The sequence below is a fragment of the Ruegeria sp. BF7 genome (assembly GCF_056538605.1).
This window is the reverse complement of record NZ_JBQFTM010000001.1, coordinates 559,416-585,291: the sequence shown is the minus strand read 5'-3', so window position 1 is coordinate 585,291 and position 25,876 is coordinate 559,416. Positions and strand designations below refer to the sequence as shown.

Sequence of the window (25,876 nt, the reverse complement as noted above, 5' to 3'; positions counted from 1 at the left end):
TAACTGGTGTCAATGTCCACCGGCCAGCGCGCGCATAGGGCGAGTTGGGGAAGCTACGTCACTCACCTTCGGCGTGAACCGGCATTGTCACCACGGTCTTACCCAGAGCGGAACGGCTTGTCATATGCGCCAAGGCCTCGGACGCACGGTCCAGCGGGTATCGCGCATGGATCTTTGGTTTAATCTTCGCTTCGCCGTATAACCTGAACAAATCCCTCACGTTTTCCGAATGCCCAACGGGATCGCGCATCACCGAAGCACCCCAAAACACGCCCATAATCTGACACCCCTTGAGGAGCGGAAGGTTCAGCGGGATTTTGGGGATGCCAGCCGGGAAGCCAACCACCAGATAGCGCCCATTCCAGGCCATGCTGCGCAACGCGGGTTCGGCATAGTCTCCACCAACTGCGTCATAGACAACATTCACCCCCAATGGCGCGGACAGGTCCTTGATTTCTGTAGTGAATTTCTTCTGAGAGTCCTTGTCCATGTCATGCGCGTACAGAACTGTTTCGTCCGCCCCTAGGCTCCGGCAGAAATCCGCCTTGTCCCGCGAGGATACGGCCGCAATTACCCGCGCGCCCATAGCCTTGCCCAACTCGACCGCAGCGGACCCGACACCACCCGCGGCGCCAAGCACTAACAGCGTCTCGTCGGGCTGCAGATCGGCCCGATCCTTCAGGGCGTGATAAGAGGTGCCGTAGGTGAAAATAAAACAGGCCGCGTCTTCAAACGGTATGGTGTCGGGGAACTTGATTGCGGTAGCTGACGGGACGTTCAGATGCGTAGCGAACCCACCATGCCCGGTCAGTGCCAGAACGCGGTCACCGACTTCGAAGCCGCTTACACCTTCACCGATGGCCAGTACTTCCCCCGCAATTTCACCGCCCGGAGCAAAGGGGCGCGGCGGCCTGATCTGATATAGGTCCTGTATGATCAGTGTGTCCGGAAAATTGACGCCCGCCGCCCTGATTCCAATCAGTAATTCACCGCGTCCCGGAGTAGGATCGGGTAGGGTGGTCAGTTCCAGTGTTTCCGGTCCACCCGGCGCGACGCTGAGTAAAGCTTGCATATCAGACCCGTTATCCTTGTTATTCGGTTAGTACGAGCTTTGGTGCAGCAATTGGTCTTGTCAAGAAACCACCGGTTTCGACGACGCACCAATTCCCGAAAAGGGTATGCGCCCGCCACAAATAAACAGGAGCAGACAATGACCCCCGAAACGCTTTTCTCATTGCATGGCAAGACTGCGCTTGTCACCGGTGGGGCGACCGGGATCGGTCGCATGGCTGCCGAAGCGCTGGTGTTGGCCGGGGCGCGAGTTCTGATCGCGTCGCGCAAGACCGAGGCCTGCGAAGCCGTCGCGGCGGAACTGAATGCGTTGGACGCCTCGGGTCAGGCCGTTGGATTCGGCGGCGATGTCGCGACCAAAGAAGGTGTCGAAGCACTTGCATCCGAGGTCAGGGATCGCACGGATCGGCTTGATATCCTGATGAATAATGCAGGCGTCAGTTGGGGTGCGCCGATGGGTCAATTCCCTCATGAAGCGTGGGACAAAGTCATGTCGGTCAATGTCGCGGGCCTGTTCGACCTGACCCAAAAACTGTTGCCAGTGTTGATGAATTCTGGCTCGGCTGACGATCCGGCTCGGGTTATCAATGTAGGCTCGGTCATGGGGGAGGTTCCCATGGGTGACGGCGCCTACAGCTATTCGGCGTCGAAAGCGGCTGTTCTGCACCTGACGAAGATCATGGCCAAGGAGTTTTCACCTTACCACATTACGGTCAACGCGCTGGCGCCTGGGCCTTTTGTCTCGCGCATGACTGCCTTTGCCACAGGCGACAAAGAAACACGGGAAAAAGTTGGTAAATCCGTTCCCTTGGGCCGGGTTGGTCGCGAAGACGATATCGCCGGCTGCATGTTGTTTCTGTGCGGTCGCGGCGGCAGTTATGTGACCGGCGCGGTTATTCCGGTGTCGGGCGGCATCAATGTGGTGACGGCCGGGAACATCTTTGCCGAAGCTTTATAAGCAGAGACACGGAGGCGCAGGATGAGCAGCACGCAATTGGACATCGCAGCCGTTGACACCTATCTCAGCACCCATCTTACGGGGTATCGAGGCCCGCTGGAGGCAAACAAGTTCTCGGTCGGCCAGTCCAACCCGACCTTTCTGCTGCAAACCCCTGAAAAAGCGTATGTTTTGCGTCGAAAACCCCAGGGAGTGCTGCTGAAGTCCGCACATGCGGTGGACCGCGAATATCGTGTACAGACAGCTTTGGCCGACAGTGCTGTACCGGTCCCGCGGATGCATCTGTTGTGTCAGGATGACAGCGTGATCGGCTCGGACTTTTATGTCATGGAGCACCTTGACGGACGCATCTTTCTGGAACCCACCATGAAAGGCGAAAGCAACGAGACACGCACCGCCGTTCTGGATGAAATGAACCGGGTTCTGGCCGCGCTGCATATGGTCGATATCGAGGCTTCCGGGCTTTCGGATTATGGCCCGCCCGGAAACTATTTTGAACGTCAGATTGCACGATGGACCAAACAGTACCGCGCCTCTGAAACTTCGGAAATCCCCGAGATGAACGCGCTGATTGGCGCGCTAGAGCATGCAGTGCCAGAGGATGACGGGCAAAGGACGCTCGTGCATGGCGACTATCGCATCGACAATCTGATGTTCGAGAAACACGGAACCCGGTGCATCGGTGTACTGGATTGGGAGCTTTCGACCATCGGACACCCTTATGCGGATCTGGCTGCCGTGATCATGCAATGGAGAATGCCGCCCGGTACTGAAGGTCGCGGTCTGGCGGGCATTGATCGGGACAGCGTGGGCCTGCCGACAGATCAGGCTTTCATCGATCAGTATTGCCAGCGTCGCGGCCTTTCCGGCATCGACAATTTCGGATTTTATCTGGCCTTCAACTTCTTCCGAATGGCGGGAATTCTGCAGGGTGTCTTCAAACGTGCGCAGGATGGCAACGCCTCGGACCCGAAGCGCGCCTTGGTTCTTGGTTCCTATGTCCCGATATTCGCGCAACATGGTCTGGCCGCGCTAAAAGCCTAGGATTCCTTTGAAAGCTCCAGTTCCAGATTTCCCAGACTGTTCTTGCCAAAGAACATCTCGGCACCCACGAACATGCTGGGAACACCAAACACGCCACGTTTTACGGCGGCCTTGGTCTGATCCTTGAGCTGCTGCTTGACTTCAACGCTGGTCATCGCTTCGCGGAGCTTGCGTACCGGCAACTTATTCTCCTGCATGATTTCGGTAAGAACACCAACCTCATCGACCTTTTGGCCATGCACCCAGATGGCATCAAATATGGAATCTATGTACTTGGATTCCCAAGATTTGCCAGACGCATACACGGCCCCGCGCATGGCGAATCTGGTATTGACCGGAAAGTGCGGGCTCATGTGAAAACTCAGGCCACGGGTCCGCGCAAACCTGTGCAGGTCATGGGTCAGGTATGCCGTTTTCTGGCGGTTTTCCGAGAACGCCTGAAACGGGCTCTGGTTGTTAGTAGCCTTGAAAACCGTAGCCAGCAGAACTGGAATAAGCGTGACCTTGGCGCGATGCTTGGCAGCAAGTGCGGGCAGGACCTTATAGGCGAGAAAGGCATTCGGACTACAGAAATCATACAATAATTCAATACGTTGCGTCATATTTATCCTCCGGGAAGGTTGGGTGGCGAAATGTCTCCAACTCGTAACCAGCGAATCCGCTACCCACTCAGTGTATCAGCCGATGGGCCGGGCGTACCGCTACGGTCGAATTCCCTGTCAATTCAGCGCTTAACATCGCAAGATCTGGACTATAATGCAGAGGGCAAATCAAAGATGGCTGCGTTCGACCTCAATCGCCTGAACCGTATCACCGACTGGATGCAACGCTACGTCGATGAGCGGAAATATGCGGGCAGTTCCTTACTGGTAAAACACGAAGGGACCGAGTTGTTTTTCCACGCCTGCGGTCAAAGAAACGTCGAAAACGATCTACCGTTTCAGCGCGATACGATCGCACGCATCTACTCAATGACTAAGCCGGTGACCACGGTAGCACTTATGATGTTGGCCGAGCGCGGGTTGCTTCACCTCGACGCACAACTATCGGATTTCCTTCCGGAATTTCGGAACATGCAGGCTCTGCTTCCAGGGGCGGAACGATTGGACCAGACCGAGGATGCTCCGACACCGACGCTGCATCAGTTGCTGACCCATACGAGCGGTCTCAGCTATCCGTTCAATCCCGGAGTTCTGCCCAGGGCGATGGATGAGCAGAACCTGATGTTTAAACCAAATCAGGGCCTTCTTGCTGACCGTGTGGTCGATCTGGCGGACCTTCCGCTGGCATTTCAACCCGGTGCTCGCTGGGAATACTCCGTCGGCATAGATGTTCTGGGCCACGTGATCGAGGTGGTCACGGGTCAGTCGCTGGATAAGTTCTTCGCGCAGGAAATTTTCGAACCGCTGGGGATGCAGGAAACCGGATTCCGGGTGCCACCGGGGGCAGGGGATCGATTTGCCTCGCTCTACACGCCATTGGCCGGGGACGCGATGGCGCTGAACTCTGCCGAAGCCGGCAGCGAAACCCTGCGGCTTGTTGATCAGGCCGGAGAATCGCCGTTTGAACACACCACCACATTCTCGGGCGGTGGTGGTCTGGTCGGGACAATCGACGACTATTCCCTGTTTGCCGAAATGTTGCGGAACCGAGGGCTGGGTAACGGACAATACCTGCTGGGCCCAAAAACCGTGGACTATATGCTGCGCAACCACTTACCGGGCGATATTGCCTCGATGGGACCGCAGAGCTTTGCTGAACAACCCATGGAAGGCACCGGGTTCGGGCTGGGTGGCTCGGTGGTGCTGAACCCAGGTCGAACCCGGGTGCCGGGCTCTGTTGGCGATTTCAGCTGGGGCGGCATGGCCTCGACCTTTTTCTGGATTGATCGGGTGAATGATTTGACAACGGTCTTCTTCACGCAGCTGTCGCCGTCCAGTTCATACCCGTCGCGGGCTGAGTTGAAAGCGGTTGTCCTTGGGGCAATGATTGAATGATCATTCCGGCGCTGATACCCAAGCCCGATACGACCAACCGGAGACCCCAGTATGACCGAAGCAGAACGCATCCTTCTGGACCTTTTGAACATCGAAAGGCTTGAGGTCGACCTGTTTCGCGGCACGGGATCAGGCGGCGAGACTCCAACCCGCATTTTCGGTGGTCAGGTTATTGCCCAAGCTCTGGCGGCCGCTTATCAAACCGTAGAAGATCGGTTGTGCCATTCTCTGCACGCCTATTTCATTCGCGCCGGCGACCCATCCATTCCCGTTATATATCAAGTTGATAGAGCACGGGATGGGGGCTCCATGACAACACGGCGCGTGGTCGCGATCCAACACGGCAAGCAAATCCTAAACATGTCGGCCTCATTTCATGTTCAGGACGAAGGGTGGAACCACCAACATGACATGCCGCAGACCGAGGCCCCGGAGAACTACCTAGAACGATCAGAATTGCGGCAGCGTTACGTGGATCTGGTTCCTGAAAAACTGCGCGGAGAGCTGTTGCGTGAACGGCCAATCCAGGTGCGTGAAGTGAACCATCTGAATCCCTTCAGCCCCGAAAAATCTGACGATCACAATCAGATCTGGTTCCGCATGGGCGCTGCCGCAGGTGCCGACCCGGTGACCCAGCATCTTCTTTTGGCTTACGCGTCAGACATGTACCTGATGACGTCAGGATTGCGGCCGCATGGGCTGAGTTTGTTCAGTAGTGAGGTCAATTTTGCCAGCCTAGATCATGCGTTGTGGTTCCACGCGCCGGTTCACTTTGAAAACTGGCATCTTTATGCGATGGAATCGCCCTGGAGCGGGCAGGGACGCAACTTCAACCGCGGCTCGATTTTCGCACAGGACGGCACCCTGGTCGCGTCGGTCGCACAGGAAGGTCTGATGCGGAAAGCGCGCAAGTAGCCTTAGCTGTCTTCGGTAAATTGCTGATTTAGCTTACGCATCCCGCCAAGCCAACGGTCATAGTCTCCGGTTTTGTGGCGGATGTAGTCCAAAACCTGAGGATGTGGCAGCACCAGAAACTGCTCGGACCTGATGGCCTCGACGCAGGCTTGCGCCACGTCTTCAGGTTCCAACATGCCATCAATCGACGCGACCGAAACCTCGTGTCCACGCGTCATGTCGGACCGTACGGCCTGCGGACACAGGACCGACACGCGCAAACCTTTGTGCCCGTAGGTCAAGGACAACCACTCGGCAAACCCGACCGCTGCATGCTTCGTCACGCCGTATGGCGCTGCGCCGGGCTGGTTCAGTAATCCCGCAGCAGAAGCCGTGATCATGATGTAACCTTTGCCACGCGCAATCATACGCGGCACGAGGTGCCGCGCGGTCCAGACGTGGGACATGACATTGATCTTCCAGGTCCGGTCCCAATCGTCGTCAGGAACTTCCGGGCCACCAAGCGTCAGAATGCCAGCATTGGCACAGAACAAATCAATCGGGCCAATGGTATCCTCAACAGTCTCGATCATCATCCTGATGTCAGCTTCTTGCGAAACATCGCAAACCAATGCGTGGCCGCCAATTTCCTCAGCCACACGCTGAACGCCATCGGCGTCGATATCAGAACAAACGACAACGGCACCGTCGCGGGCAAAACGTTCAGCCAGTCCTTTGCCGATACCCTGAGCGGCTCCGGTGACAATCACAGTTTTTCCACTCAGTTCCATATCACAACCCCAAACGTTGGTTCGGGTTCACACCGTAACTTGTTAGACTTGTTGTGCAATCGGGTATTTGGGCTTTATCGTTTTTAACCATAATACCAATTACACGTTGTCTTCAACAGAATGCCTGTAACCCAGTCTGCGCCCGCCCCAAGATCAGCGCGTGAACGTCATGCGTGCCTTCATAGGTGTTCACGGTCTCAAGATTGACCATGTGTCGAATGACGTGGAACTCCAACGAGATGCCGTTGCCCCCGTGCATGTCGCGCGCCATCCGCGCAATATCCAGCGCCTTGCCGCAGTTGTTGCGTTTGACGATCGAGATCATCTCGGGCGCGGCTTCGGCCTGATCCATCAGGCGACCGACACGCAAGCTCGCTTGCAGCGCCAAGGCGATTTCGGTCTGCATGTCCGCCAGCTTTCGTTGAAACAGCTGTGTCTGTGCCAATGGTCGATTGAACTGCTTCCGATCCAAGCCGTATTGCCGTGCGGCGTGCCAACAGCTTTCGGCAGCCCCCATGACACCCCAACTGATACCGTAACGCGCGCGGTTCAGACAGCCGAACGGTCCCTTCAGGCCCTGAACATTCGGCAGCAACGCGCTTTCATCGACCTCAACACGATCCAGGACGATTTCGCCGGTGATCGAGGCGCGCAGGCTCAATTTGTTCTGAATTTTCGGGGCACTCAGACCTTTTAGCCCCTTATCAAGAACAAAGCCGCGGATCTTGCCGTCATGAGCATCGGACTTGGCCCAGACAACAAACACATCCGCAATCGGCGCGTTGGAAATCCACATCTTGCTGCCGGTTAGACGATAGCCACCGTCAATCTTCTCGGCCTTAGTCTTCATGCCGGCCGGGTCCGAGCCTGCATCAGCCTCGGTCAGACCGAAACAGCCGATCCATTCACCACTGGCCAGTTTCGGCAGGTATTTCCGGCGCTGTTCTTCACTGCCATAGGCATAGATCGGGTACATCACCAGAGAGCTTTGCACTGACATCATCGAGCGGTATCCGGAATCCACACGCTCGACCTCGCGCGCAACCAGACCGTAGGAGACGTACCCTGCCCCAAGGCCACCGTATTCCTCAGGAATCGTGGTGCCCAACAGGCCCATTTCGCCCATCTCGCGGAATATCTCGGGGTCGGTTTCCTCGTTTTGAAACGCCTCAGTCACCCGTGGCTGCAGCTTTTCCTGCGCGTAAGCCTGCGCACTGGCCGCAATCATCCGTTCGTCTTCGTTCAGTTGATCGGACAGACGAAACGGATCATCCCACGCGAACTTGCCCATGTCGGGCGCATCTTTAGCACGCAATGCGGGCTTGGTGTCTGGGGCGTTCATAGTGCTTCTCCGCTCAGTCAGCTTCGACGCAACCTAACCCGGCCCCTCGTCAAAAGACAGTAAGAGTTTCGCATCCGACCATGAGCAAAACTCATACCCCTGCCCCGGTTTCTACCCCAGTGCATATCCTGCGCCGCGCACCGTACGCACCGGGTCTTCGCCGCCATGTTGAGTCAGTGCTTTGCGCAGACGTCCGATATGAACGTCAACCGTGCGCGTATCTACATAGATATCACGGCCCCAGACCCGATCCAGCAATTGCTCACGGCTCCAGACACGGCCCGGCTTTTCCATGAAAGTGCTCAGCAGGCGGAACTCGGTCGGACCCAGTTTCAAAGGTTTGCTGTCGCGGCTGACCTTGTGCGTTTCGGAATCCAAAACGATGTCGTCGAACTCCAACCGCAAACCAACGGTTGCCGGGCGCACGCGGCGCAGCTGAGTACGCACCCGCGCCATCAGTTCAACCACCGAATACGGCTTGATCACATAGTCATCTGCACCGGTTTCCAGACCACGCACCTTGTCGACCTCTTCGGTGCGGGCCGACAGCATGATGATCGGGATCGACCGCGTTTCTGGGCGGGATTTCAGGCGGCGGCAAACCTCGATCCCGCTGAGGTTGGGCATCATCCAGTCCAGCACGATGATGTCCGGGTGCTCCTCGTCGACCAACAGCATGGCTTCGTCGCCGCTGGCGGCCTTGGACACGCGAAAACCTTCGGCTTCGAGGTTATAGGCCAGCACTTCACGCTGCGCCGGTTCATCTTCAACGACCAGAACGGTGGGCTGATCCGCAGACATTTGTCAGATCTCCTGAGGGGTATGCGAAGTTACATCAGCTTTCGGGCGCGCCTCGGTCGGGCGTTCCCCGGTCACGAGATAGACAACCTGTTCGGCAATTGCGGTCACGTGGTCACCCATGCGTTCGATGTTTTTGGCAATGAAATGCAGGTGCATACAGGACGAGATGTTGCGCGGGTCCTCAGCCATGAAGGTCAGGAATTCGCGGAACAGGCCATTGTACATCTGATCCACTTCTTCGTCGCGGTTGATGACATCAGTCGCCAATTCGGCATCGCGTTGAATGTAGGCGTCCAGCGCATCGCGTAGCATCCGTTCAACCTCACGCGCCATGCGACGCAGGGCGGCGGCGCTGCCGTTGATTTCGCCCGCATTGACCAAAACCGTAGTCCGCTTGGCGATGTTCTTGGCGTAATCGCCGATCCGTTCGAGGTTGCCGGACACTTTCAGGACAGACAAAACCAGGCGCAGATCACTGGCGGTCGGTGCGCGCAATGCGATCAGACGAGCGGTTTCTTCGTCGATCAGCTCTTCCAGCGCGTCGATGGCCTTGTCACCCTGACGGACCTGCTGTGCCAGTTCCTCGTCGCGGGATTCCAGTGAACGTGCGGCGCTCATGATGGCGGCTTCGACCAGCCCGCCCATCTTCATGATATGGGCCTGAATGGCTTCGAGATCGCGGTCGAAAGCGGATGCTATATGTTGTTCGCTCATGATTCAGTACCTGTTGTCAGCCGATCCGGCCGGTGATGTAGCTTTCGGTGCGGGGGTCTTCGGGGTTGGTGAAGATCTGACCCGTCTCGCCAAATTCGACGAGATTCCCAAGGTGGAAGAATGCCGTCTTCTGGCTGACCCGCGCGGCCTGCTGCATCGAGTGTGTCACTATCACCACCGAATAGCGCGAGCGCAGTTCGTCGATCAGCTCTTCGACCTGAGCGGTCGCAATCGGGTCCAGCGCCGAGCATGGTTCGTCCATCAACAGAACTTCGGGTTCAGTCGCAACTGCACGGGCGATGCACAGGCGTTGTTGCTGACCACCAGACAGGCCGGTGCCGGGTGCATCCAGACGGTCTTTGACCTCATCCCAGATCGCGCCGCGACGCAGGGATTTCTCAACGATGTCATCAAGTTCCGCCTTGTTTTTGGCAAGGCCGTGGATGCGTGGGCCGTAGGCCACGTTGTCATAGATCGACTTTGGGAAAGGGTTCGGTTTCTGGAACACCATGCCCACCTTGGCGCGCAGTTGCACCGGATCGACGCGCTTGTCATATATATCTTCGCCGTCCAGCAGGATGTCACCTTCAACACGGCAGATATCGATCGTGTCGTTCATCCGGTTCAGGCAGCGCAGAAAGGTGGACTTGCCGCAACCTGACGGGCCGATGAATGCTGTAACAGTCTTGTCTTCGATCTGAACATCAACGTCTTTGATGGCGTGGGTGTCACCGTAATAGACCTGAACCTTGTTCGCGGCGATCTTGATTGCTTTGGAGTCCACGGTTCTCTCCACTCGTGTCATGTCGTTCATATTAAGCCCCTTTACCAGCGGCGTTCAAAGCGGCGGCGCAGGATGACCGCGATGGTGTTCATTGTCACGAGGAAGATCAACAGGATGATGATGCCCCCCCATGCGCGTTCGTAGAAGGCCGGATCGGCGCGTTTGGACCATTCGTAAATCTGCGCCGGCATGGCCGAGTTCGGAGACAGGAAACCCGCAACAACGCCATCCGGCGGGTTCGAGGCAATAAAGCCTACCATGCCGATCAATAGCAGCGGCGCTGTTTCCCCCAGCGCCTGCGCCAGACCGATGATAGTGCCGGTCAGGATACCGGGCGCGGCCAGTGGCAGAACGTGGTGGAACACCGCCTGCATTTTCGAGGCCCCTACCCCAAGTGCCGCGTCACGGATCGACGGCGGTACCGCCTTCAGCGACGCTCGGGTCGAAATGATGATCGTCGGCAAGGTCATCAGTGTGAGCACCAGACCACCTACCAGCGGCGCCGAGGTCGGCAAGTGCATATAGTTGATGAACACGGCCAGACCCAGGATACCGAACACGATCGACGGAACAGCAGCCAGGTTCGAGATGTTGACTTCGATAATATCTGTAAGGCGGTTTTGCGGCGCGAATTCCTCAAGATAGATCGAGGCCGCAACGCCAATGGGTAGAGCCAGCGCCAGTACTACGAACATCATGAAAAGCGAGCCCAGCATCGAGACACCGATCCCAGCTGCCTCGGGCCGTTGGTCAGAGGCATCCGCGCCAAAGATGAAGTCCGGGTTGAAGGCCTTGTACAGGACACCGGCGTCTCGCAATTGATCCACGAAATCCAGCTGCTCGACTGAGATGCTCTTGTCATTGGCAATCGACTCGCGGGTGACGCGACCCTTCATGTAGCCATCTACACGGCTGTTGACCAAAAAGCGGAAGCTGACCGTTTTGCCGATCTCGTCGGGGTTGGCGATCACATAGTTCCGCAACTCGGCCTGAGCGGCTTTGGAAAGGATCTTGCCCATTGCCTTGGGTTTCAGGTCGGTCTGAATGCCCAACTCCTGGACTTCGCTTTCCAGAGCCGAGGCAATGAGTGGCGCATAACCGAAGGTCGAGACCTTCTTGATGTCTTCGATATTACGGTTGCCCTTCTTGTCCAGCTTTTCTTCTTTCAGTTCGACGTTCAGTTCAAGAAAGCTCTGTTGGAACGCACCTGTACCGGCGGTGACGATGTTGGTCACCAGAACGACCAGCATCAGCAGACCGATACCGATAGCGGCGATGCCGTACAGTTTGAACCTGCCTTCGGCTGCGTTGCGGCGTTTGGTGCGCAAGTCCTTTTCGAACAGCGACCCGCCCTTCGGCTTCGCAGCAGGAGCAGCGCCAGGGTTTTGGGAAATATCGGTCATTCGTACTGCTCCCGGTATTTGCGTACGATGTAGAGGGCAAAGATGTTCAGCCCCAGCGTAATGATGAACAGGGTCAGACCCAGGGCAAAGGCCACCAGCGTTTCAGGGCTGGCGAAATCGGTGTCGCCGGTCAGCTGACTGACGATCCGGGTGGTGATGGTGGTCATCGCCTCGAACGGGTTACCCGAGAATTTGGCAATGGCACCGGCGGCCATCACCACGATCATGGTTTCACCGATGGCGCGGCTTGCTGCCAGCAGGATCGCCCCCACGATGCCCGGCAGCGCGGCAGGCAGAACCACCTGTCGCACCGTTTCGGATTTGGTTGCGCCCAGCCCAAGCGAGCCATCGCGCATCGACTGCGGCACAGCGTTAATGATGTCGTCCGATAGCGACGATACAAACGGGATCAGCATGATACCCATAACCAGACCGGCCGTCAGAACCGCATTGGAACTGGCCATCCAGCCAACGCCCAGCATACCGCCCTCACCAAACATCGACACCAGTGCCGGACCCACGGTCAGCAGCGCGAACAGACCATAAACAATGGTCGGAATACCTGCTAGAATTTCCAGCAATGGCTTGGCAATGGATCGGGTCGCGCCTGTCGCATACTCAGACAGGTAAATCGCAGCGAACAGGCCAATCGGCACGGCCACAAGCAGTGCGATCAGCGAAATATACAGTGTCCCCCACAGCAGAGGCAGGATTGAAAGCTCGCTGCCTCCGCGAAAGTTCGGAGCCCAGGTGCTGCCGAAGAAGAAGTCCTTCCACGAGTGCAGCTGGAAGAAGTTCATCGTCTCGAACAGCATCGACAGCACGATGCCGACTGTGGTCAGGATGGCGATTGACGCTGCCAGCAGCAAAAGCGCCAGAACGCCCTGCTCGACCACGTTTCGCGCGCGGAACTCCTTGTGCGTCCGCACATAGGCAAAAGCTGCGCCCAACAGGGCCAACGCCAATACGACTACCTGCATCGCAACCGACCCGGTCCCGGTCATGCTGCGGTATTTCTGAGCCGCAACCAGAATGGGTTGGGTGATATCCTGCGTCAGAACCTGACCCGCGTCCTTCAGAGCCGACGTCAGCGCGTCAATATCCGCGTTCGCATCCTGTGCCTGGGTCTCGGTCAATGCTCCGGTGGCCACGGCGCCGTTCAAGCCATTAGAAACGCGGCGCACTTCGCTCATGATCAGGCCGCGATCCGATCCTTCGGGAACCGCCTGATCGGGAATGAGACCGGATACGGTACTGTTCACGATCATCGGCTGCACCAGAAGCCAGACAATCAGTACGCCCAACGCCGGAACCAAGGCCGTCATGGCGACGTTATAGCCATAGTAGGACGGTAGAGAGTGCAATTCGCGGGCATCACCTCCCGCGCTTGCCAGGGCACGGGACCGACCCGTGAAATATCCGATCACTGCCAGCGCAAGCAGGATAAGCAAAAGCCAGGATAACGCCATGATAACTCCGTGGGGATGGCAGAGATGGAGTCAAAAAGAACCGGGGCGCGCATAAAACGCCCCGGTTCCGTTCACAAGGGTGGTTAGGAACCGCCGCCCAGAACGGCTTCGTTGGCAACAGCGTCCTGAACCTTTGCCAATTCCGGATCGGAGACCAGACCGTATTCGGCCAGCGGGCCGTCAGGACCTGCGATCTCGTCAGCGACGAAGAACTCAGCATATTCTTTCAGGCCGGGGATCACGCCGATATGGGCTTTCTTGACGTAGAAGAACAGCGGGCGCGAAACCGGGTATTCGCCGGTCGCGATCGACTCGGTCGAGGGTACAACGCCGGACATGGTCGCAACCTGCAGCTTGTCGGTGTTGTTTTCGTAGAACGCCAGACCGAAGACGCCGATGCCGTCCTTGTTGCTGTCGATGCGGGCCAGAGTCTCTGTGTAATCGCCGTCGATGTCGACCGAAACGCCGTCAGTACGCAGAGCGATACAGGCTTTCTCAGCCGCTTTCTTGTCGTCGCCGTTGGCAGCCTTGTAGACATCGAAGTCACCCAGATGCTCACAGCCGGCCAGTATCACCTTGTCTTCGAACACTTCGCGGGTGCCGTGCTTGGTCCCCGGGATGAACGCCGCGATCGGCTGCGCCGGGAAGTTCGGGTTCACGTCGGCCCAGGTTTTGTTCGGGTTGTCGACCAGCTGGCCGTCAACAACGATCTGCGCGGACAGGGCTTTGTACCAGTCTTCCGGCGTGAACTCGAACGAGTTGCCGTTGATGTCTGATGCAAAAACGATGCCGTCATAACCGATCTGAACTTCGATGATATCGGTGACGCCGTTGTCGGCACAGGCTTTAATCTCTTTTTCACGGATCTGGCGCGATGCGTTGGCAACGTCGATGGTGTTTTCACCAACCCCTTCACAGAAACGCTTCAGGCCTGCCGAGGAACCACCCGATTCAACAACCGGCGTCGGGAAGTCAAAGTTCTCACCGAAGGCTTCTGCAACGATCGAGGCGTAGGGTAGGACGGTCGAGGAACCGGCAACCTGAACCTGATCACGAGCAGCGGCCGCAGTGGCCGAGACAGCAGCGATAGCAAGAGCCGAAGCCGACAGTTTTACAAAGGACATCTCAGTCTCCTTGAGAAAGTAGTTTGTGATCACCCCCATGATGATCTTGCAGGCACCTCTAAGGTCTGCGCGTAAGCCTTTTGTGACAGGTTTGTAACAGCTATATGACAGTCCGCAGAATTTCTTACCGAAACGACGCAATGCAGACATGCAGCTTTCACATAGGTAAACGAAGCCGCTCTGACGGCTTTGAAACTTCGAGGTCACCGTGGAAGAATTACGGTGAACGTCGCCCCTTTGCCCAGTTCGCTTTCAACCCGCAGTCGCCCGCGATGGCGGTTGATAATGTGTTTCACGATGGCAAGGCCCAGCCCCGTCCCTCCCAGTTGCCGCGATCTGTGACTGTCGGCGCGATAGAATCGTTCAGTAAGACGCGGCAGATGAACCGCATCAATGCCCGGCCCCTTGTCGATCACCTGAACCCGGACCGCGGGGCCCCGCATTGCGGAATCGCGCTCGGATGGAAGCACGCGTATTTCCACACTCCCGCCGCTGCCGCCGTATTTGATGCCGTTTTCGATCAGGTTTGTGAACACCTGACGCAGTTGGTCGTTGTCCCCTATCAGCGAGACGGGTTCGTCTGGCGCCATCAGCGTCAACTGCACGTCCGCATCCTCGGCCAGTGGACGCAGCGAGTTCAGCGTGGATTGCAACAGGCCCGTCAGTTCAAGCTGCTCTTTCGGTCGTACTCTCTCTTCGCTTTCGACGCGATTCAGGGACAGCAAATCCCCAACCAGCCGGTTCATCCGGTTGGCCTCATCGGCCATGATCTGCAGGAAACGATCGCGGGCTGCGGCATCGTCATGAGCCGGACCGCGCAGCGTTTCGATGAATCCCATCAAAGCGGTCAGAGGTGTGCGCAACTCATGGCTGACATTGGCGACAAAATCCCGGCGCATCTGGCTGGCCTGATCGACATGCGTGACATCCTGAAAAATTGCCAGCAAAGCCCCGCCGGACACCGCGCCAACACCGGTCATATAGCGGCATTCGACCTCGAAGGTGGTGTCCTGCGCGCCATCATTGGACAAGTGGCGCGTCTTGGTGGGACCTTTAGTGCGAAGGCCCTGCTCTATCGCCTCAATAACCTGAGGTTGCCGCAGGATCGTCGCGAAATGCCGACCGACGATATTCTGTGTTAGCAGGGTCTTAGCATCGGCATTCGCGGCAATAATTCGCTCGGTCTGGTCGACCATCAAGGCAGGCATCGGAATGGCTGCGACAAATTCGGCGAGCAGGTCGTGAGACATATCCTCGATCTTTCCGGGCGTTTCAGGACACGGGCTTCATCTCATCACGGAACCGGCGCATGTTCTGCTGATAATGCAGTGCACTGAGGGTGATTTTCTGCGCCGCTGCCTCATCCAGTTGTCGCACGACCTTGCCGGGCGTACCCATGACAAGCGAATTGTCGGGGATTTCCTTGCCCTCGGTGATTAAGGCCCCTGCCCCGATCAGGCAGTTCTTTCCAATCCTGGCCCCGTTCAGAACAATGGCCCCCATCCCGATCAGAGTGTTTTCCCCGATCGTACAGCCATGCAACATCACCTTGTGCCCAATAGTGCAGTTCTTGCCGATGGTCAGCGGAAACCCGGCGTCGATATGCATGATGCAGTCTTCCTGCACATTGCTGCCTGCGCCGACGCGAATCTCTTCGTGATCGGCGCGGATGGTGCAGCCGAACCAGACCGAGGCGCCCTGCTCCAGCACGACCTTGCCGATCAGGTTGGCGTCGGGTGCAACCCAGGTGTCCTCGTGGATTTGCGGTGTGTGTTCACCCAAAGCGTAGATGGTCATGACAACCCCTCGAATTCATTTTGCAGGGTGCGCACGTGGTTTTGCAGTTTCGGTTGCTGAATGCGGCGCATCCGTTCGGCGCTGACGATGGTTTTCAGCTTTTCTTCGGTCGCATCCAGATCGTCATTAACCAGAACATAGTCGTAATAGCCCCAGTGGCTGATCTCGTCCCAGCTCTTCAGCATCCGCTTGGCGATTACGTCCTCGCTGTCCTGCCCGCGCGTTTCCAGCCGGCGGCGCAACTCGGGGATCGAGGGCGGCAGGATAAAGATCGACAGCGCGTGCTTACCCAGATCCGAGTTTCGAATTTGCACCTCGCCCTGCCAGTCGACGTCAAACAGTACATCCCGGCCGGAATTGATCGATTCCCGAACTGGACCGGCAGGAGAACCATAGAAGTTACCGAAAACGTGCGCGTGTTCCAGCATCTGCCCATCGGCAACCTGCTGTTTGAACTCATCCTCGGACAGGAAGTAGTACTCGCGCCCGTGCTCCTCGCCTGGACGAGGCGCACGCGTTGTGGCCGAGACCGAAAACTCCAGACCTTCGTCCCAAGCCATCAACCGACGAGCCAGCGTGGATTTTCCTGCGCCCGAAGGCGAAGACAGGATGATAAGTAGGCCGCGGCGATCTGCCATTTCAGTCGTTCCCATAGTCATTCAACATTCTGCACTTGTTCGCGCATCTGGTCTATTATCGCCTTCAACTCAAGCCCTACCGAGGTCAGATCGGCGCTTTGCGCTTTCGAACACAAAGTGTTGGCCTCGCGGTTGAACTCCTGCATCAGGAAATCCAGCTTGCGCCCGACGGCTGCGTCCTGTGATAACAAGTTCCGCGCGGCCACGACGTGCGCTTTCAGGCGGTCGATCTCCTCGGTGATATCCGATTTCACTGCAAGCAGCGCCAATTCCTGCGCCACCCGGTCCGGGTCGGCGCCCTGCGCATTAGCCAACACGCGCGCCAGGTTTTCCCGCAGCGCCTCGGCTGTTTTGTCCTTGCGCTGCTCGGCGAGTTCCGCCGCCTGCTCGGTCAGGTGAGAAACCTGCGACAACTGCCCGTCAACTATGTCGGCCAGCGCCTTGCCCTCCGTCTGGCGCATGTCGACAAAGGCAGCCAAAAGCGCGGAAAATTCCTTGGTCAGGTGCTCGACCAGCGGCGCGGGGTCATCGATCTCACTGCCTGCCTCCAACATGCCCTTGATGCCGATCAGGTCAGCTGCCGTCGACGGCGCCAGCGTGACACCGCTGGCGGCTGCCATCTCCTGCGTGCGGGCCAGTGCGGTCAACACGGCGACCATGGCCGTTTCGTTCAGGGCAAGATCGGGCGCAGTTTCTTCGCGGCTCAGCTTCAGCGACAGGGTGACGTTGCCCCGGCTCAACGCTTGCGAGATTTGCGCGCGCAGGGCGGATTCGAGCCCGATCAGCCAATCGGGTACGCGCAGGCGCATATCCAGCCCCTTGCCGTTCACACTGCGCAGTTCCCACGTCCAGCTATGGGGGCCAAAAGCCCCCTTGCCCGAGGCGAAACCGGTCATTGATCTGATCATGCCTGCCCTTTCCGTCGCTGCTCTTTTTTGCTTGCTTGCCGCACCTAAAGCCATCGGCAGGCACAGAGCAAGAGTTTGCTCACTGTAAGCCGTTCTCCAGAAGTTAACCATTCGTTAAAGAATTCCTCCAAAATTGACTTAACCCGTGTCAATCTGACCTGAGCTGGAGGCTGGTCGGGCAAAAATAGTCCCGGTATCTGGCATTTTAGGAAAATGACGGTCAATCGACGCTAGGGTGATGAAAATGAAAACCTTTTTCGGAAACGGCTCCGGGTCAAGTTTTGGAAAGATCGTCGCAATGGATCGTTTTGACAGCGGGCGCAGCCTCTCGCCCATCCGACAGGTCGAAGCGTATTGGACCGCGTTGCTGACAGGTGACGGCGTGCCCCGGCGTTCGCAGATCGATCCGCGTGGTCTTGAGAACGTTCTGGAATACACGTTCATTCTTGAACGCATCGCGCCTGGGCTTGCCCGGTTTCGTCTGGCCGGTAGCCATCTGAACAAACTGGCGGGCATGGAAGTCCGCGGCATGCCCCTAACTGCGTTTTTCGAACCCAACGCCCGCGACCAGATCTCTGACGTTCTGGAACAGGTCTTCGCCCGGCCCGCGATTGCCGAGCTTGGTCTTGTGTCCGCTGGCAGGCTGGGGCGGACTCAATTGCAGGCCCGAATGATCCTGTTGCCGCTGAAAAGCGATCTCGGTGATGTCAGCCGCGTGCTGGGTGTGTTGGTCAGCGACGGCACAATCGGCGCAACGCCGCGCCGGTTCACCACTCCGGACACCCGCGTTCGGGCGGTATCCGACGTGCAGGCGCCGCTGCGACAGGTGGAACGCGAACTTGCCGGATTCGCCGAAAATCAGGATGCGTTCAAACGCCCCGGGTCACATCTGCGACTGGTCTCGTCCCGCGACGACTGATCCCAACGAAAAAGGCGGACCGAATGGCCCGCCTTTCTTGTTTCATAAGGCCCGAACCTTAGCTGGCCGCGCGTTTGTTGCCATTGCGGCGCAGATTGGTCAGCTCCTCGGCGACAAGGAAGGCCAGTTCTAGCGATTGCGACGCGTTCAGACGCGGATCGCAAGCGGTGTGGTAACGGTCCGAGAGGTCCTCTTCGGTCACAGCCCGCACGCCGCCGGTGCATTCGGTGACGTCCAGACCGGTCATCTCGAAATGCACGCCGCCGGGGATGGTGCCCTCGGCCTGGTGCACGCCAAAGAAGTCGCGCACCTCGCGCAGCACGGAATCGAACGGACGGGTTTTATAGCCGGTCGCCGACTTGATCGTGTTGCCATGCATCGGGTCACAGACCCAGGTCACCTTGGCGCCTTCTTCCTTGACGGCCTGAATCAGACGCGGCAGGTGCTCACCCGCTTTGCCCGCACCAAAGCGCGCAATCAGGGTCAGGCGACCTTCTTCGTTCTCAGGGTTCAGTTTGGACATCAGAACCTTGAGGTCTTCGGCTGTGGTCGTCGGACCACATTTCAAACCAATCGGGTTCAGCACGCCGCGGCAGAACTCAACATGTGCACCGTCCGGCTGACGTGTGCGGTCGCCGATCCAGATCATGTGACCAGAACCAGCCAGCCAGTTGCCCGACGTCGAATCAAGACGGGTCAACGCCTCTTCATATTCCAACAGCAGGCTTTCGTGGCTGGTATAGAACTCAACGGTCGAAAATTCATGCGTGGTGTCCGCCGTGATCCCGGCAGCGTTCATGAAATCGATCGTGTCCTGAATACGGTCAGCGATTTCCGAGTATTTGCTGACATCCTGTTCGTCGGTGAAACCCAACGTCCAAGAATGCACCATGCTCATATCCGCGAAACCACCGGTCGAGAACGCGCGCAGCAGATTCAGCGTTGCGGCGGCCTGTGTGTAGGCCTGAAGCATTTTGCCGGGATTCGGAATGCGCGCCTCGGGCGTAAAGGCCAGTTCGTTGATGATGTCACCGCGATAGCTGGGCAGTTCCACACCTCCAACAACCTCAGTCGGCGCACTGCGCGGCTTTGCAAACTGCCCCGCCATACGACCAACTTTTACAACCGGCACTTTGGCGCCGTAGGTCAACACCATTGCCATCTGCAGCATCACCTTGAAGGTGTCACGGATAGCGTCCGCACTGAACTGTTCAAAGCTTTCAGCACAATCCCCGCCCTGCAACAGGAAAGCCTCGCCGCGACCGGCGGCACCCAGATGTTGCTTGAGACGCCGTGCTTCGCCAGCAAAGACCAGCGGGGGATACTGTGAAAGCTGGGCCTCGACCTTGGCCAAAGCGGCCTCGTCGGTATAGTCTGGCATCTGAACCCGGGGCTTATTGCGCCAGTTCGTTTTTTGCCATTCGGTCATAGCTTTGATCTCCGCTGAAGTAGTCAGGTCGTCTCTATACAAAATGCATTGAAGACTGACCATATCCGATTTGGGCCTCTTGACGCGGGAAACAAGCTTTGATCATGGTGGCTGCCAAATCTGTCGCCGGACGTAACGTCATAAAGCGCCGAATCAAGGACACCTCGCCATGCAAGAGCAACGCCAAGTTGTCACGGTGGAAGACACTGCGGCTAACCCCCGCAATTTCGTATTTGTCCTGCTGGACAAATTCTCGCTGCTGTCATTCGCTTCGGCGTTGGACAGCTTGCGGATTGCCAACCGTATGGCGGACAAGACGCTGTATACATGGACCCTGATGGGCGAAGGTGGCGAAACGATCAATTGTTCGGCTGGTACGACATTCGAGTTAGACGCGGACCTGATCGAACTACAGCGCGATGATGTCGTGTTGATCTGCGGCGGCGTTGACGTTCAGGCGGCGACCACCAAAAGGGTGTTGAACTGGGTGCGACGCGAGGCACGCCGGGGCCTGCGCATAGGTGGCCTGTGCACTGCAGCTTACACGCTGGCCAAGGCCGGGCTTCTGGACGGCAAGCGCGCCACGATCCACTGGGAAAACGCCGACAGTTTCGTTGAGGAGTTTGACGAGGTCGAACTGACCAAGTCTGTCTTTATCCTCGATGCGAACCGGATGACCACAGCGGGTGGCACCTCGTCCATTGACCTGATGTTGAAGATAATCGCCGACGATTATAGCGAAGATCTTGCCAATGCCGTGGCGGATCAGATGATTTACTCCTCGATCCGCACCGATCAGGACACGCAGCGCCTGTCGACTCCGACGCGCATTGGGGTGCGTCACCCAAAGCTGAGCCAAGTCATCCTGATGATGGAAAAAAACATCGAAGAGCCGATTTCGCCTTCGATTCTGGCGAAGGATGTCGGCATGTCGACCCGGCAACTTGAGCGCCTGTTCCGTCGCTACCTAAGCCGCTCGCCCAAGCGCTATTACATGGAATTGCGCCTGCACAAGGCCCGCAACCTGCTGATGCAGACCGACATGAGTGTGATCAACGTGGCGCTGGCCTGCGGATTCGCCAGCCCGTCGCATTTCTCGAAATGCTACCGGGCGCATTACAACACGACGCCCTATCGCGAGCGTGGCGCGCAGGGTGATCGCTTGTCTGTTTAGATTTTTAGAACATGCCGAATATGACTTCGGAATTAGTGTTAATTGCAAAATGAAGAACAGCCAGGCCGTCTTCTCTCTCGTGTAAAAAAGCGTAAACGTATATGTTGCTGCCTTTGCCATTCCAGTAAGCGCGCATTTCTTGCCAATATCCGTTTTCAAGTTCTACGCGCTTAACGACATCAGCATTTGTCAAATAATACGGAATCACTTCACGGAGTTGATTGTTAACAGTTCTTACCTCTTGGGGTACGATCTGGGCCTCGCTGCCTAACCGGTTAACAAATTCGGAAAAATCTCGGTTTTTCATCTTTGCGTCAACAAACGACGCATAATCTTCGTAAGAAGCGAACAGGTCGCCCGCAATCACCGGAGCCGCGCATACGCTCAGAAACGCTGAAAGGAAAATTCGGAACATTTTACACCTTAGAATTGATGCCTTCTACGCTCCTTAGAACTAAGGTGTCATCCTGTAAACCGCCCCCTGCCCGACAGAAACAAACCAGATCGCCCCATCCGAAGCTTCTACGATATCCCGTACACGTTCGGTCTCCGAGCCCTTGATCTGCTCGACCTCGCGCAGCGGTGAACCCGCCAGCCGCGCGATATAGTCGAATTTCAGCGAACCGACAAAGATGTCTCCCTTCCACTCCGGCCAGAGTTTGCCCGAATAAACCAGCAGCCCCGAGGGCGCGATGGAAGGGTCCCAATAATGCGCGGGCTGCTCCATGCCCGGTTTCTCAGTGCCCTCTCCGATTTTTTCACCGGAATAGTGCACACCGTACGAGATCACCGGCCAGCCATAATTGAGGCCGGGCCGGACCAGATTGACCTCATCCCCGCCCCTTGCCCCATGTTCGGAAACCCATAGCTGCCCACGTGAGTCAAGACCGGCCCCCTGCGGATTGCGGTGGCCAAAGGACCAGACCTCAGGCCGCGCACCATCTTCCTGAACAAAGGGGTTGTCTGCAGGCACCGATCCGTCGCGGTTCACGCGGATGACGGTACCATTGAAGTTGGACCTATCCTGCGCCTTGGGCCGCTCACCCCGGTCACCGATCGTGACAAACAGGGTTCCGTCCTCGGCCTCGACTACGCGCGAGCCATAGTGCCGACCGGACGATCCTCCCGGTACAGCCTCGAAGATCACGCGCAGGTTGGTCAGTTGGTCGCCTGCATCTGACAAACGGGCCACCGCAAGAGCGGTTCCAGCGCCGCCCCGTTGTGGCTTCGAAAACGTCAGGAAAATCTCTCGGGTTTGATTGAAATCACGGGCGACGGTCACGTCCAGTAACCCACCCTGCCCTTTGGCCAGTACTTTGGGCACACCGGAAACGCGCTGAATATTGCCGTCCTTGACGTGTAACAGTTCTCCGTCCCGTTCGGTCACCAGAAACCCGCCATCCGGCAAAAGCCCAACTGCCCATGGCGTGTCCAAACCGCCCACCATTTCAGTAACTTCGACAGCGCCTTGTGAAGTTTGCAGCCTGTCGGCCCATGCGAAGCTGGTCCACGCCAGCATCAAGATTGCGGTTGTCCGGATCATCCTGGTCCTCCGTCGTTTCCTGCGCCAGCAGCGCCCTTTCACCCATCAGATCAAATAGGGTTCCCAGCCGCAAAGACACTTTTTCGTTAGGACTTTTCTTTTCCGAACAGCTTGCCTAGGGTCGTGCTCAGAATGAAGACCACTTCAGGGAGTAACCTCATGAAAAAGCTGCTTACTGCAACTGCAGCAACCGCTCTGCTGGCCGGCACCGCCATGGCCGAAGACGTCAAACTGGGCATTATGTTCGGTTTCACCGGCCCGATTGAATCGCTGTCGCCTGCAATGGCGTCAGGCGCCGAGTTGGCAATGAAAGAAGTTTCGGAATCGGGCAAACTGCTGGACGGATCGACCGTAACCCCGGTGCGCGCCGACACAGGCTGCGCCGACAACGCACTGGCCACTGCCAACGCCGAACGTCTGGTTGCCGAAGGCATCAATGGTCTGGTCGGCGGTGACTGCTCGGGCGTGACCGGCGCGATCCTGCAAAACGTCGCTTTGCCGAACGGCATGGTGATGATCTCGCCGTCGGCTACCTCGCCCGGCCTGTCGGTGATGGAGGACAATGATCTGTTCTTCCGTACCTCGCCGTCGGACGCGCGCGAAGGTGAAATCATGGCAGACATCCTGAAAGAGCGTGGTGTAAACTCGATCGCTCTGACCTACACCAACAACGACTATGGCAAGGGTCTGTCCGAGGCGATCAAATCCTCGTTCGAAGCGCTGGGCGGTGAAGTGACCATCGTTGCCGCGCACGAAGACGGCAAGGCCGACTACTCGGCCGAAGTTGGCGCGCTGGCGTCGGCAGGCGGTGACATTCTGGTTGTGGCTGGTTACCTGGACCAGGGCGGTCTGGGCATCATTCAGTCGTCGCTGGACAGCGGCGCGTTTGACACGTTCGGCCTGCCGGGCGGGATGATCGGTGACTCGCTGCCCGAAAACGTTGGTCCGGATCTGAATGGGTCGTACGGCCAGGCGCCGGGTTCGAAAAGCGAGGCCGCGGATTCGTTCTTTGCGATGGCCGAAGGCGAAGGTTTTGACGGTTCGTCAATCTTTGTTCCTGAATCCTATGACGCCGCTGCCCTGTTCCTGCTGGCCATGCAGGCTGCAGGTTCCAGCAATCCCGCGGATTACGGCAGCAAGATCATGGATGTCGCCAACGAACCGGGTGAGAAAATCTATCCGGGCGAACTGGCCAAAGGTCTGGAACTGCTCGCTGCCGGTCAGGAGATCGACTATGTCGGTGCATCAGGCGTTGAACTGATCGGCCCCGGTGAAAGCGCCGGTGCGTATCGTGAGATCGAAGTTATCGACGGTGAGATGAAGACGGTCAACTACCGTTAATCCACCATCTGACAAGAAATAATCAGAACAGCCCGGGCCTTGTGTCCGGGCTTTTTCAGTGACAAAAGTCTGCACCTCTGTTTTCGGGGATAAGACAAGGGAAAACCATGATCGTCGTTGAGGACGTGCACAAGCATTTTAGCGGTTTCCACGCCGTAGACGGAGCATCGCTTGAGATCGAAAAGGGCTCGATTACTGGCCTGATCGGACCGAACGGAGCAGGAAAGACTACCCTGTTCAACGTGATTGCGGGCGTTCTGCCTCCGACCAGCGGGAAAGTCATCATGGACGGAGAGGACATCACCGGCCTGCCCCCGCATGAGCTGTTTCACAAGGGCCTGCTGCGCACGTTCCAGATCGCACACGAGTTTTCCTCGATGACCTGCCGCGAGAACCTGATGATGGTGCCGGGTGCACAATCGGGTGAATCGCTTTGGAACACATGGTTTGGCCGCAAGCGCATCGCCGACGAGGAACGCGCCCTGCGCGCCAAGGCTGACGAGGTTCTTGAGTTCCTGACCATCGAACACCTGGCCGACCACAAGGCGGGTCAGGTGTCGGGCGGGCAGAAGAAGCTGCTGGAACTGGGCCGCACCATGATGGTCGACGCCAAGATCGTGTTTCTGGACGAGGTCGGCGCGGGCGTGAATCGTACCCTGCTGATGACCATTGCCGACACGATCCTACGCCTGAACAAGGAACGCGGCTATACCTTCGTGGTCATCGAACATGACATGGATTTCATCGGCAAGATCTGTGACCCGGTCATCTGCATGGCCGAGGGCAAGGTTCTGGCCGAGGGAACTTTGGACGAGATCAAGGCCAATGAGCACGTGATCGAGGCCTATCTGGGCACCGGGCTAAAGAACAAAGACAAGCTGGAGGCCCAAACATGACCGCTGGCATGAGCGACAATCCCTATCAGGATGACAAAGGCAACAAAGACGCCTCGATCACCAATACCCGTGGTGTCGGCACCATGACGCCTGCCCATCGAACAAGTGGTGCAACACACAAGGTCGAAGGCGGCCCTTTTCTGATCGGCGACACTATGACCGGCGGCTATGGCAAAGGGCCTGACATCCTGCACGACTGCACCATCGCCGTGGACAAGGGCGAGATCGCGGTCATCGTCGGCCCCAACGGCGCCGGTAAATCCACCGCAATGAAGGCCGTGTTCGGAATGCTGGACGTCCGCGCCGGTTCCGTGCGGCTGGATGGAGAGGATATCACCAAACTCTCGCCGCAGGATCGTGTGATCAAGGGCATGGGTTTCGTGCCGCAGACCTCAAACATCTTTACGTCCATGACGGTCGAGGAAAACCTCGAAATGGGGGCCTTCATCCGCCGCGATGATTTTTCCGGAACGATGGAGCAAGTCTATGACCTCTTCCCCATCCTGCGGGACAAGCGTAACCAACCAGCCGGAGAGCTGTCTGGCGGTCAACGCCAACAGGTCGCCGTCGGCCGCGCCCTGATGACCCAGCCGAAGGTATTGATGCTGGATGAACCGACCGCCGGTGTTTCGCCGATCGTGATGGACGAACTGTTCGACCGGATCATCGAAGTCTCTCGCACCGGGTTGCCGATCCTGATGGTCGAACAGAACGCCCGTCAGGCGCTTGAGATCGCGGACAAGGGTTATGTGCTGGTTCAGGGGCGGAATGCGTATTCCGGCACGGGTAAGGAGCTGCTGGCAGACCCTGAAGTGCGCAAGAGCTTCTTAGGGGGGTAG

At 57.6% G+C, this 25,876-nt stretch carries 26 protein-coding genes; 9 read left to right on the top strand and 17 right to left on the bottom strand.

The window, feature by feature from the left end; all coding sequences use genetic code 11:
- Positions 1-58: 58 nt before the first annotated feature.
- Positions 59-1,072, bottom strand: a complete 1,014-nt coding sequence (locus ACR0IK_RS02900) for an NADPH:quinone oxidoreductase family protein (protein WP_480640391.1) — start codon at positions 1,070-1,072, stop codon at positions 59-61.
- Between the two features lie 138 nt (positions 1,073-1,210).
- Between ACR0IK_RS02900 and ACR0IK_RS02895 the strand changes: the two genes are divergently transcribed.
- Together ACR0IK_RS02895 and ACR0IK_RS02890 are read left to right on the top strand one after the other, a co-directional pair.
- Positions 1,211-2,029, top strand: coding sequence for an SDR family oxidoreductase (locus ACR0IK_RS02895; protein ID WP_480591037.1), 819 nt, complete (start codon positions 1,211-1,213; stop codon positions 2,027-2,029).
- A gap of 21 nt (positions 2,030-2,050) precedes the next feature.
- Complete coding sequence (locus ACR0IK_RS02890) at positions 2,051-3,073, top strand: phosphotransferase family protein (protein ID WP_480640390.1); 1,023 nt, start codon at positions 2,051-2,053, stop codon at positions 3,071-3,073.
- Here the strand turns inward: ACR0IK_RS02890 and ACR0IK_RS02885 are convergent.
- Complete coding sequence (locus tag ACR0IK_RS02885) at positions 3,070-3,675, bottom strand: DsbA family protein (RefSeq protein ID WP_480640389.1); 606 nt, start codon at positions 3,673-3,675, stop codon at positions 3,070-3,072. The two genes, ACR0IK_RS02890 and ACR0IK_RS02885, sit on opposite strands and share 4 nt — an antisense overlap.
- 174 nt (positions 3,676-3,849) lie before the next feature.
- On the opposite strand from ACR0IK_RS02885, the gene ACR0IK_RS02880 reads away from it, so the two are divergent.
- Both ACR0IK_RS02880 and ACR0IK_RS02875 read left to right on the top strand, forming a co-directional pair.
- Positions 3,850-5,070, top strand: a complete 1,221-nt coding sequence (locus ACR0IK_RS02880) for a serine hydrolase domain-containing protein (protein WP_480640388.1) — start codon at positions 3,850-3,852, stop codon at positions 5,068-5,070.
- 51 nt (positions 5,071-5,121) lie between these two features.
- Positions 5,122-5,985: an acyl-CoA thioesterase gene (locus ACR0IK_RS02875; protein ID WP_480640387.1), complete on the top strand. Its 864-nt coding sequence runs from the start codon at positions 5,122-5,124 to the stop codon at positions 5,983-5,985.
- Positions 5,986-5,987: 2 nt separating this feature from the next.
- Here ACR0IK_RS02875 and ACR0IK_RS02870 read toward each other — a convergent pair whose 3' ends face one another.
- The 12 genes from ACR0IK_RS02870 to ACR0IK_RS02815 form a co-directional block, all read right to left on the bottom strand.
- A complete protein-coding gene (locus ACR0IK_RS02870; protein WP_480640386.1) occupies positions 5,988-6,755 on the bottom strand; it encodes an SDR family oxidoreductase in 768 nt (255 codons plus the stop codon).
- Between the two features lie 112 nt (positions 6,756-6,867).
- The gene (locus ACR0IK_RS02865; protein WP_480640385.1) at positions 6,868-8,097 is read right to left on the bottom strand and encodes an acyl-CoA dehydrogenase; all 1,230 of its coding nucleotides are present in this window, start codon (positions 8,095-8,097) and stop codon (positions 6,868-6,870) included.
- A 111-nt stretch (positions 8,098-8,208) separates the two neighbouring features.
- On the bottom strand, positions 8,209-8,898 hold the full coding sequence (gene phoB, locus ACR0IK_RS02860) for a phosphate regulon transcriptional regulator PhoB (protein ID WP_480640384.1): 690 nt from the start codon (positions 8,896-8,898) through the stop codon (positions 8,209-8,211).
- Between the two features lie 3 nt (positions 8,899-8,901).
- On the bottom strand, positions 8,902-9,612 hold the full coding sequence (phoU, locus tag ACR0IK_RS02855) for a phosphate signaling complex protein PhoU (RefSeq protein WP_480591053.1): 711 nt from the start codon (positions 9,610-9,612) through the stop codon (positions 8,902-8,904).
- Positions 9,613-9,628: 16 nt separating this feature from the next.
- Entirely contained in the window at positions 9,629-10,426 is a 798-nt protein-coding gene (gene pstB / locus ACR0IK_RS02850; RefSeq protein WP_480591055.1) for a phosphate ABC transporter ATP-binding protein PstB, read from the bottom strand.
- A gap of 11 nt (positions 10,427-10,437) precedes the next feature.
- Positions 10,438-11,799 carry a phosphate ABC transporter permease PstA gene (pstA, locus tag ACR0IK_RS02845; RefSeq protein ID WP_480591057.1) on the bottom strand — a complete coding sequence of 454 codons (1,362 nt, stop codon included), beginning with the start codon at positions 11,797-11,799 and terminating at the stop codon, positions 10,438-10,440.
- Positions 11,796-13,268, bottom strand: coding sequence for a phosphate ABC transporter permease subunit PstC (gene pstC / locus ACR0IK_RS02840; protein ID WP_480591058.1), 1,473 nt, complete (start codon positions 13,266-13,268; stop codon positions 11,796-11,798). The genes pstA and pstC overlap by 4 nt, the downstream gene beginning before the upstream one ends.
- Before the next feature lie 83 nt (positions 13,269-13,351).
- Complete coding sequence (locus ACR0IK_RS02835) at positions 13,352-14,392, bottom strand: substrate-binding domain-containing protein (protein WP_480591060.1); 1,041 nt, start codon at positions 14,390-14,392, stop codon at positions 13,352-13,354.
- Positions 14,393-14,595: 203 nt separating this feature from the next.
- The gene (locus tag ACR0IK_RS02830) at positions 14,596-15,642 is read right to left on the bottom strand and encodes a sensor histidine kinase (RefSeq protein ID WP_480640383.1); all 1,047 of its coding nucleotides are present in this window, start codon (positions 15,640-15,642) and stop codon (positions 14,596-14,598) included.
- Between the two features lie 22 nt (positions 15,643-15,664).
- A complete protein-coding gene (locus ACR0IK_RS02825) occupies positions 15,665-16,189 on the bottom strand; it encodes a gamma carbonic anhydrase family protein (protein ID WP_480640382.1) in 525 nt (174 codons plus the stop codon).
- Positions 16,186-16,827, bottom strand: coding sequence for a guanylate kinase (gmk, locus tag ACR0IK_RS02820; RefSeq protein ID WP_480591067.1), 642 nt, complete (start codon positions 16,825-16,827; stop codon positions 16,186-16,188). The genes ACR0IK_RS02825 and gmk overlap by 4 nt, the downstream gene beginning before the upstream one ends.
- Before the next feature lie 17 nt (positions 16,828-16,844).
- On the bottom strand, positions 16,845-17,735 hold the full coding sequence (locus ACR0IK_RS02815; RefSeq protein ID WP_480640381.1) for a YicC/YloC family endoribonuclease: 891 nt from the start codon (positions 17,733-17,735) through the stop codon (positions 16,845-16,847).
- Between the two features lie 244 nt (positions 17,736-17,979).
- Here ACR0IK_RS02815 and ACR0IK_RS02810 point away from each other — a divergent pair, with 244 nt between their 5' ends.
- The gene (locus ACR0IK_RS02810; RefSeq protein WP_480640380.1) at positions 17,980-18,654 is read left to right on the top strand and encodes a PAS domain-containing protein; all 675 of its coding nucleotides are present in this window, start codon (positions 17,980-17,982) and stop codon (positions 18,652-18,654) included.
- A 58-nt stretch (positions 18,655-18,712) separates the two neighbouring features.
- Here ACR0IK_RS02810 and ACR0IK_RS02805 read toward each other — a convergent pair whose 3' ends face one another.
- Entirely contained in the window at positions 18,713-20,083 is a 1,371-nt protein-coding gene (locus tag ACR0IK_RS02805; protein WP_480591072.1) for a class II 3-deoxy-7-phosphoheptulonate synthase, read from the bottom strand.
- Positions 20,084-20,252: 169 nt separating this feature from the next.
- On the opposite strand from ACR0IK_RS02805, the gene ACR0IK_RS02800 reads away from it, so the two are divergent.
- Positions 20,253-21,257, top strand: a complete 1,005-nt coding sequence (locus tag ACR0IK_RS02800) for a GlxA family transcriptional regulator (RefSeq protein WP_480640379.1) — start codon at positions 20,253-20,255, stop codon at positions 21,255-21,257.
- Positions 21,258-21,261: 4 nt separating this feature from the next.
- On the opposite strand, the gene ACR0IK_RS02795 is transcribed toward ACR0IK_RS02800, so the two are convergent.
- A complete protein-coding gene (locus tag ACR0IK_RS02795; protein ID WP_480640378.1) occupies positions 21,262-21,672 on the bottom strand; it encodes a hypothetical protein in 411 nt (136 codons plus the stop codon).
- A gap of 39 nt (positions 21,673-21,711) precedes the next feature.
- Entirely contained in the window at positions 21,712-22,800 is a 1,089-nt protein-coding gene (locus tag ACR0IK_RS02790; RefSeq protein WP_480640377.1) for a PQQ-dependent sugar dehydrogenase, read from the bottom strand.
- Positions 22,801-22,959: 159 nt separating this feature from the next.
- Between ACR0IK_RS02790 and ACR0IK_RS02785 the strand changes: the two genes are divergently transcribed.
- The 3 genes from ACR0IK_RS02785 to ACR0IK_RS02775 all read left to right on the top strand — a co-directional run bounded on the left by ACR0IK_RS02785 (position 22,960) and on the right by ACR0IK_RS02775 (position 25,876).
- Positions 22,960-24,141 (top strand): ABC transporter substrate-binding protein, encoded by a 1,182-nt coding sequence (locus tag ACR0IK_RS02785; RefSeq protein WP_480640376.1) that lies wholly within the window; start codon positions 22,960-22,962, stop codon positions 24,139-24,141.
- 107 nt (positions 24,142-24,248) lie between these two features.
- Positions 24,249-25,037, top strand: a complete 789-nt coding sequence (locus ACR0IK_RS02780; RefSeq protein WP_480588857.1) for an ABC transporter ATP-binding protein — start codon at positions 24,249-24,251, stop codon at positions 25,035-25,037.
- Between the two features lie 8 nt (positions 25,038-25,045).
- Positions 25,046-25,876 carry an ABC transporter ATP-binding protein gene (locus ACR0IK_RS02775; protein WP_480589495.1) on the top strand — a complete coding sequence of 277 codons (831 nt, stop codon included), beginning with the start codon at positions 25,046-25,048 and terminating at the stop codon, positions 25,874-25,876.

Coding starts and splice junctions, on each gene's coding strand:
- ACR0IK_RS02830 (WP_480640383.1), bottom strand. CDS start 15,642: ATGTCTCACGACCTGCTCGCCGAATTTGTCGCAGCCATTCCGATGCCT.
- ACR0IK_RS02785 (WP_480640376.1), top strand. CDS start 22,960: ATGAAAAAGCTGCTTACTGCAACTGCAGCAACCGCTCTGCTGGCCGGC.
- ACR0IK_RS02835 (WP_480591060.1), bottom strand. CDS start 14,392: ATGTCCTTTGTAAAACTGTCGGCTTCGGCTCTTGCTATCGCTGCTGTC.
- ACR0IK_RS02800 (WP_480640379.1), top strand. CDS start 20,253: ATGCAAGAGCAACGCCAAGTTGTCACGGTGGAAGACACTGCGGCTAAC.
- ACR0IK_RS02900 (WP_480640391.1), bottom strand. CDS start 1,072: ATGCAAGCTTTACTCAGCGTCGCGCCGGGTGGACCGGAAACACTGGAA.
- ACR0IK_RS02890 (WP_480640390.1), top strand. CDS start 2,051: ATGAGCAGCACGCAATTGGACATCGCAGCCGTTGACACCTATCTCAGC.
- ACR0IK_RS02815 (WP_480640381.1), bottom strand. CDS start 17,735: ATGATCAGATCAATGACCGGTTTCGCCTCGGGCAAGGGGGCTTTTGGC.
- pstA (WP_480591057.1), bottom strand. CDS start 11,799: ATGACCGATATTTCCCAAAACCCTGGCGCTGCTCCTGCTGCGAAGCCG.
- phoB (WP_480640384.1), bottom strand. CDS start 8,898: ATGTCTGCGGATCAGCCCACCGTTCTGGTCGTTGAAGATGAACCGGCG.
- ACR0IK_RS02825 (WP_480640382.1), bottom strand. CDS start 16,189: ATGACCATCTACGCTTTGGGTGAACACACACCGCAAATCCACGAGGAC.
- ACR0IK_RS02790 (WP_480640377.1), bottom strand. CDS start 22,800: ATGATCCGGACAACCGCAATCTTGATGCTGGCGTGGACCAGCTTCGCA.
- ACR0IK_RS02805 (WP_480591072.1), bottom strand. CDS start 20,083: ATGACCGAATGGCAAAAAACGAACTGGCGCAATAAGCCCCGGGTTCAG.
- ACR0IK_RS02810 (WP_480640380.1), top strand. CDS start 17,980: ATGAAAACCTTTTTCGGAAACGGCTCCGGGTCAAGTTTTGGAAAGATC.
- ACR0IK_RS02775 (WP_480589495.1), top strand. CDS start 25,046: ATGAGCGACAATCCCTATCAGGATGACAAAGGCAACAAAGACGCCTCG.
- ACR0IK_RS02895 (WP_480591037.1), top strand. CDS start 1,211: ATGACCCCCGAAACGCTTTTCTCATTGCATGGCAAGACTGCGCTTGTC.
- phoU (WP_480591053.1), bottom strand. CDS start 9,612: ATGAGCGAACAACATATAGCATCCGCTTTCGACCGCGATCTCGAAGCC.
- ACR0IK_RS02865 (WP_480640385.1), bottom strand. CDS start 8,097: ATGAACGCCCCAGACACCAAGCCCGCATTGCGTGCTAAAGATGCGCCC.
- gmk (WP_480591067.1), bottom strand. CDS start 16,827: ATGGCAGATCGCCGCGGCCTACTTATCATCCTGTCTTCGCCTTCGGGC.
- ACR0IK_RS02870 (WP_480640386.1), bottom strand. CDS start 6,755: ATGGAACTGAGTGGAAAAACTGTGATTGTCACCGGAGCCGCTCAGGGT.
- ACR0IK_RS02885 (WP_480640389.1), bottom strand. CDS start 3,675: ATGACGCAACGTATTGAATTATTGTATGATTTCTGTAGTCCGAATGCC.
- ACR0IK_RS02875 (WP_480640387.1), top strand. CDS start 5,122: ATGACCGAAGCAGAACGCATCCTTCTGGACCTTTTGAACATCGAAAGG.
- pstB (WP_480591055.1), bottom strand. CDS start 10,426: ATGAACGACATGACACGAGTGGAGAGAACCGTGGACTCCAAAGCAATC.
- ACR0IK_RS02780 (WP_480588857.1), top strand. CDS start 24,249: ATGATCGTCGTTGAGGACGTGCACAAGCATTTTAGCGGTTTCCACGCC.
- ACR0IK_RS02795 (WP_480640378.1), bottom strand. CDS start 21,672: ATGTTCCGAATTTTCCTTTCAGCGTTTCTGAGCGTATGCGCGGCTCCG.
- ACR0IK_RS02880 (WP_480640388.1), top strand. CDS start 3,850: ATGGCTGCGTTCGACCTCAATCGCCTGAACCGTATCACCGACTGGATG.
- pstC (WP_480591058.1), bottom strand. CDS start 13,268: ATGGCGTTATCCTGGCTTTTGCTTATCCTGCTTGCGCTGGCAGTGATC.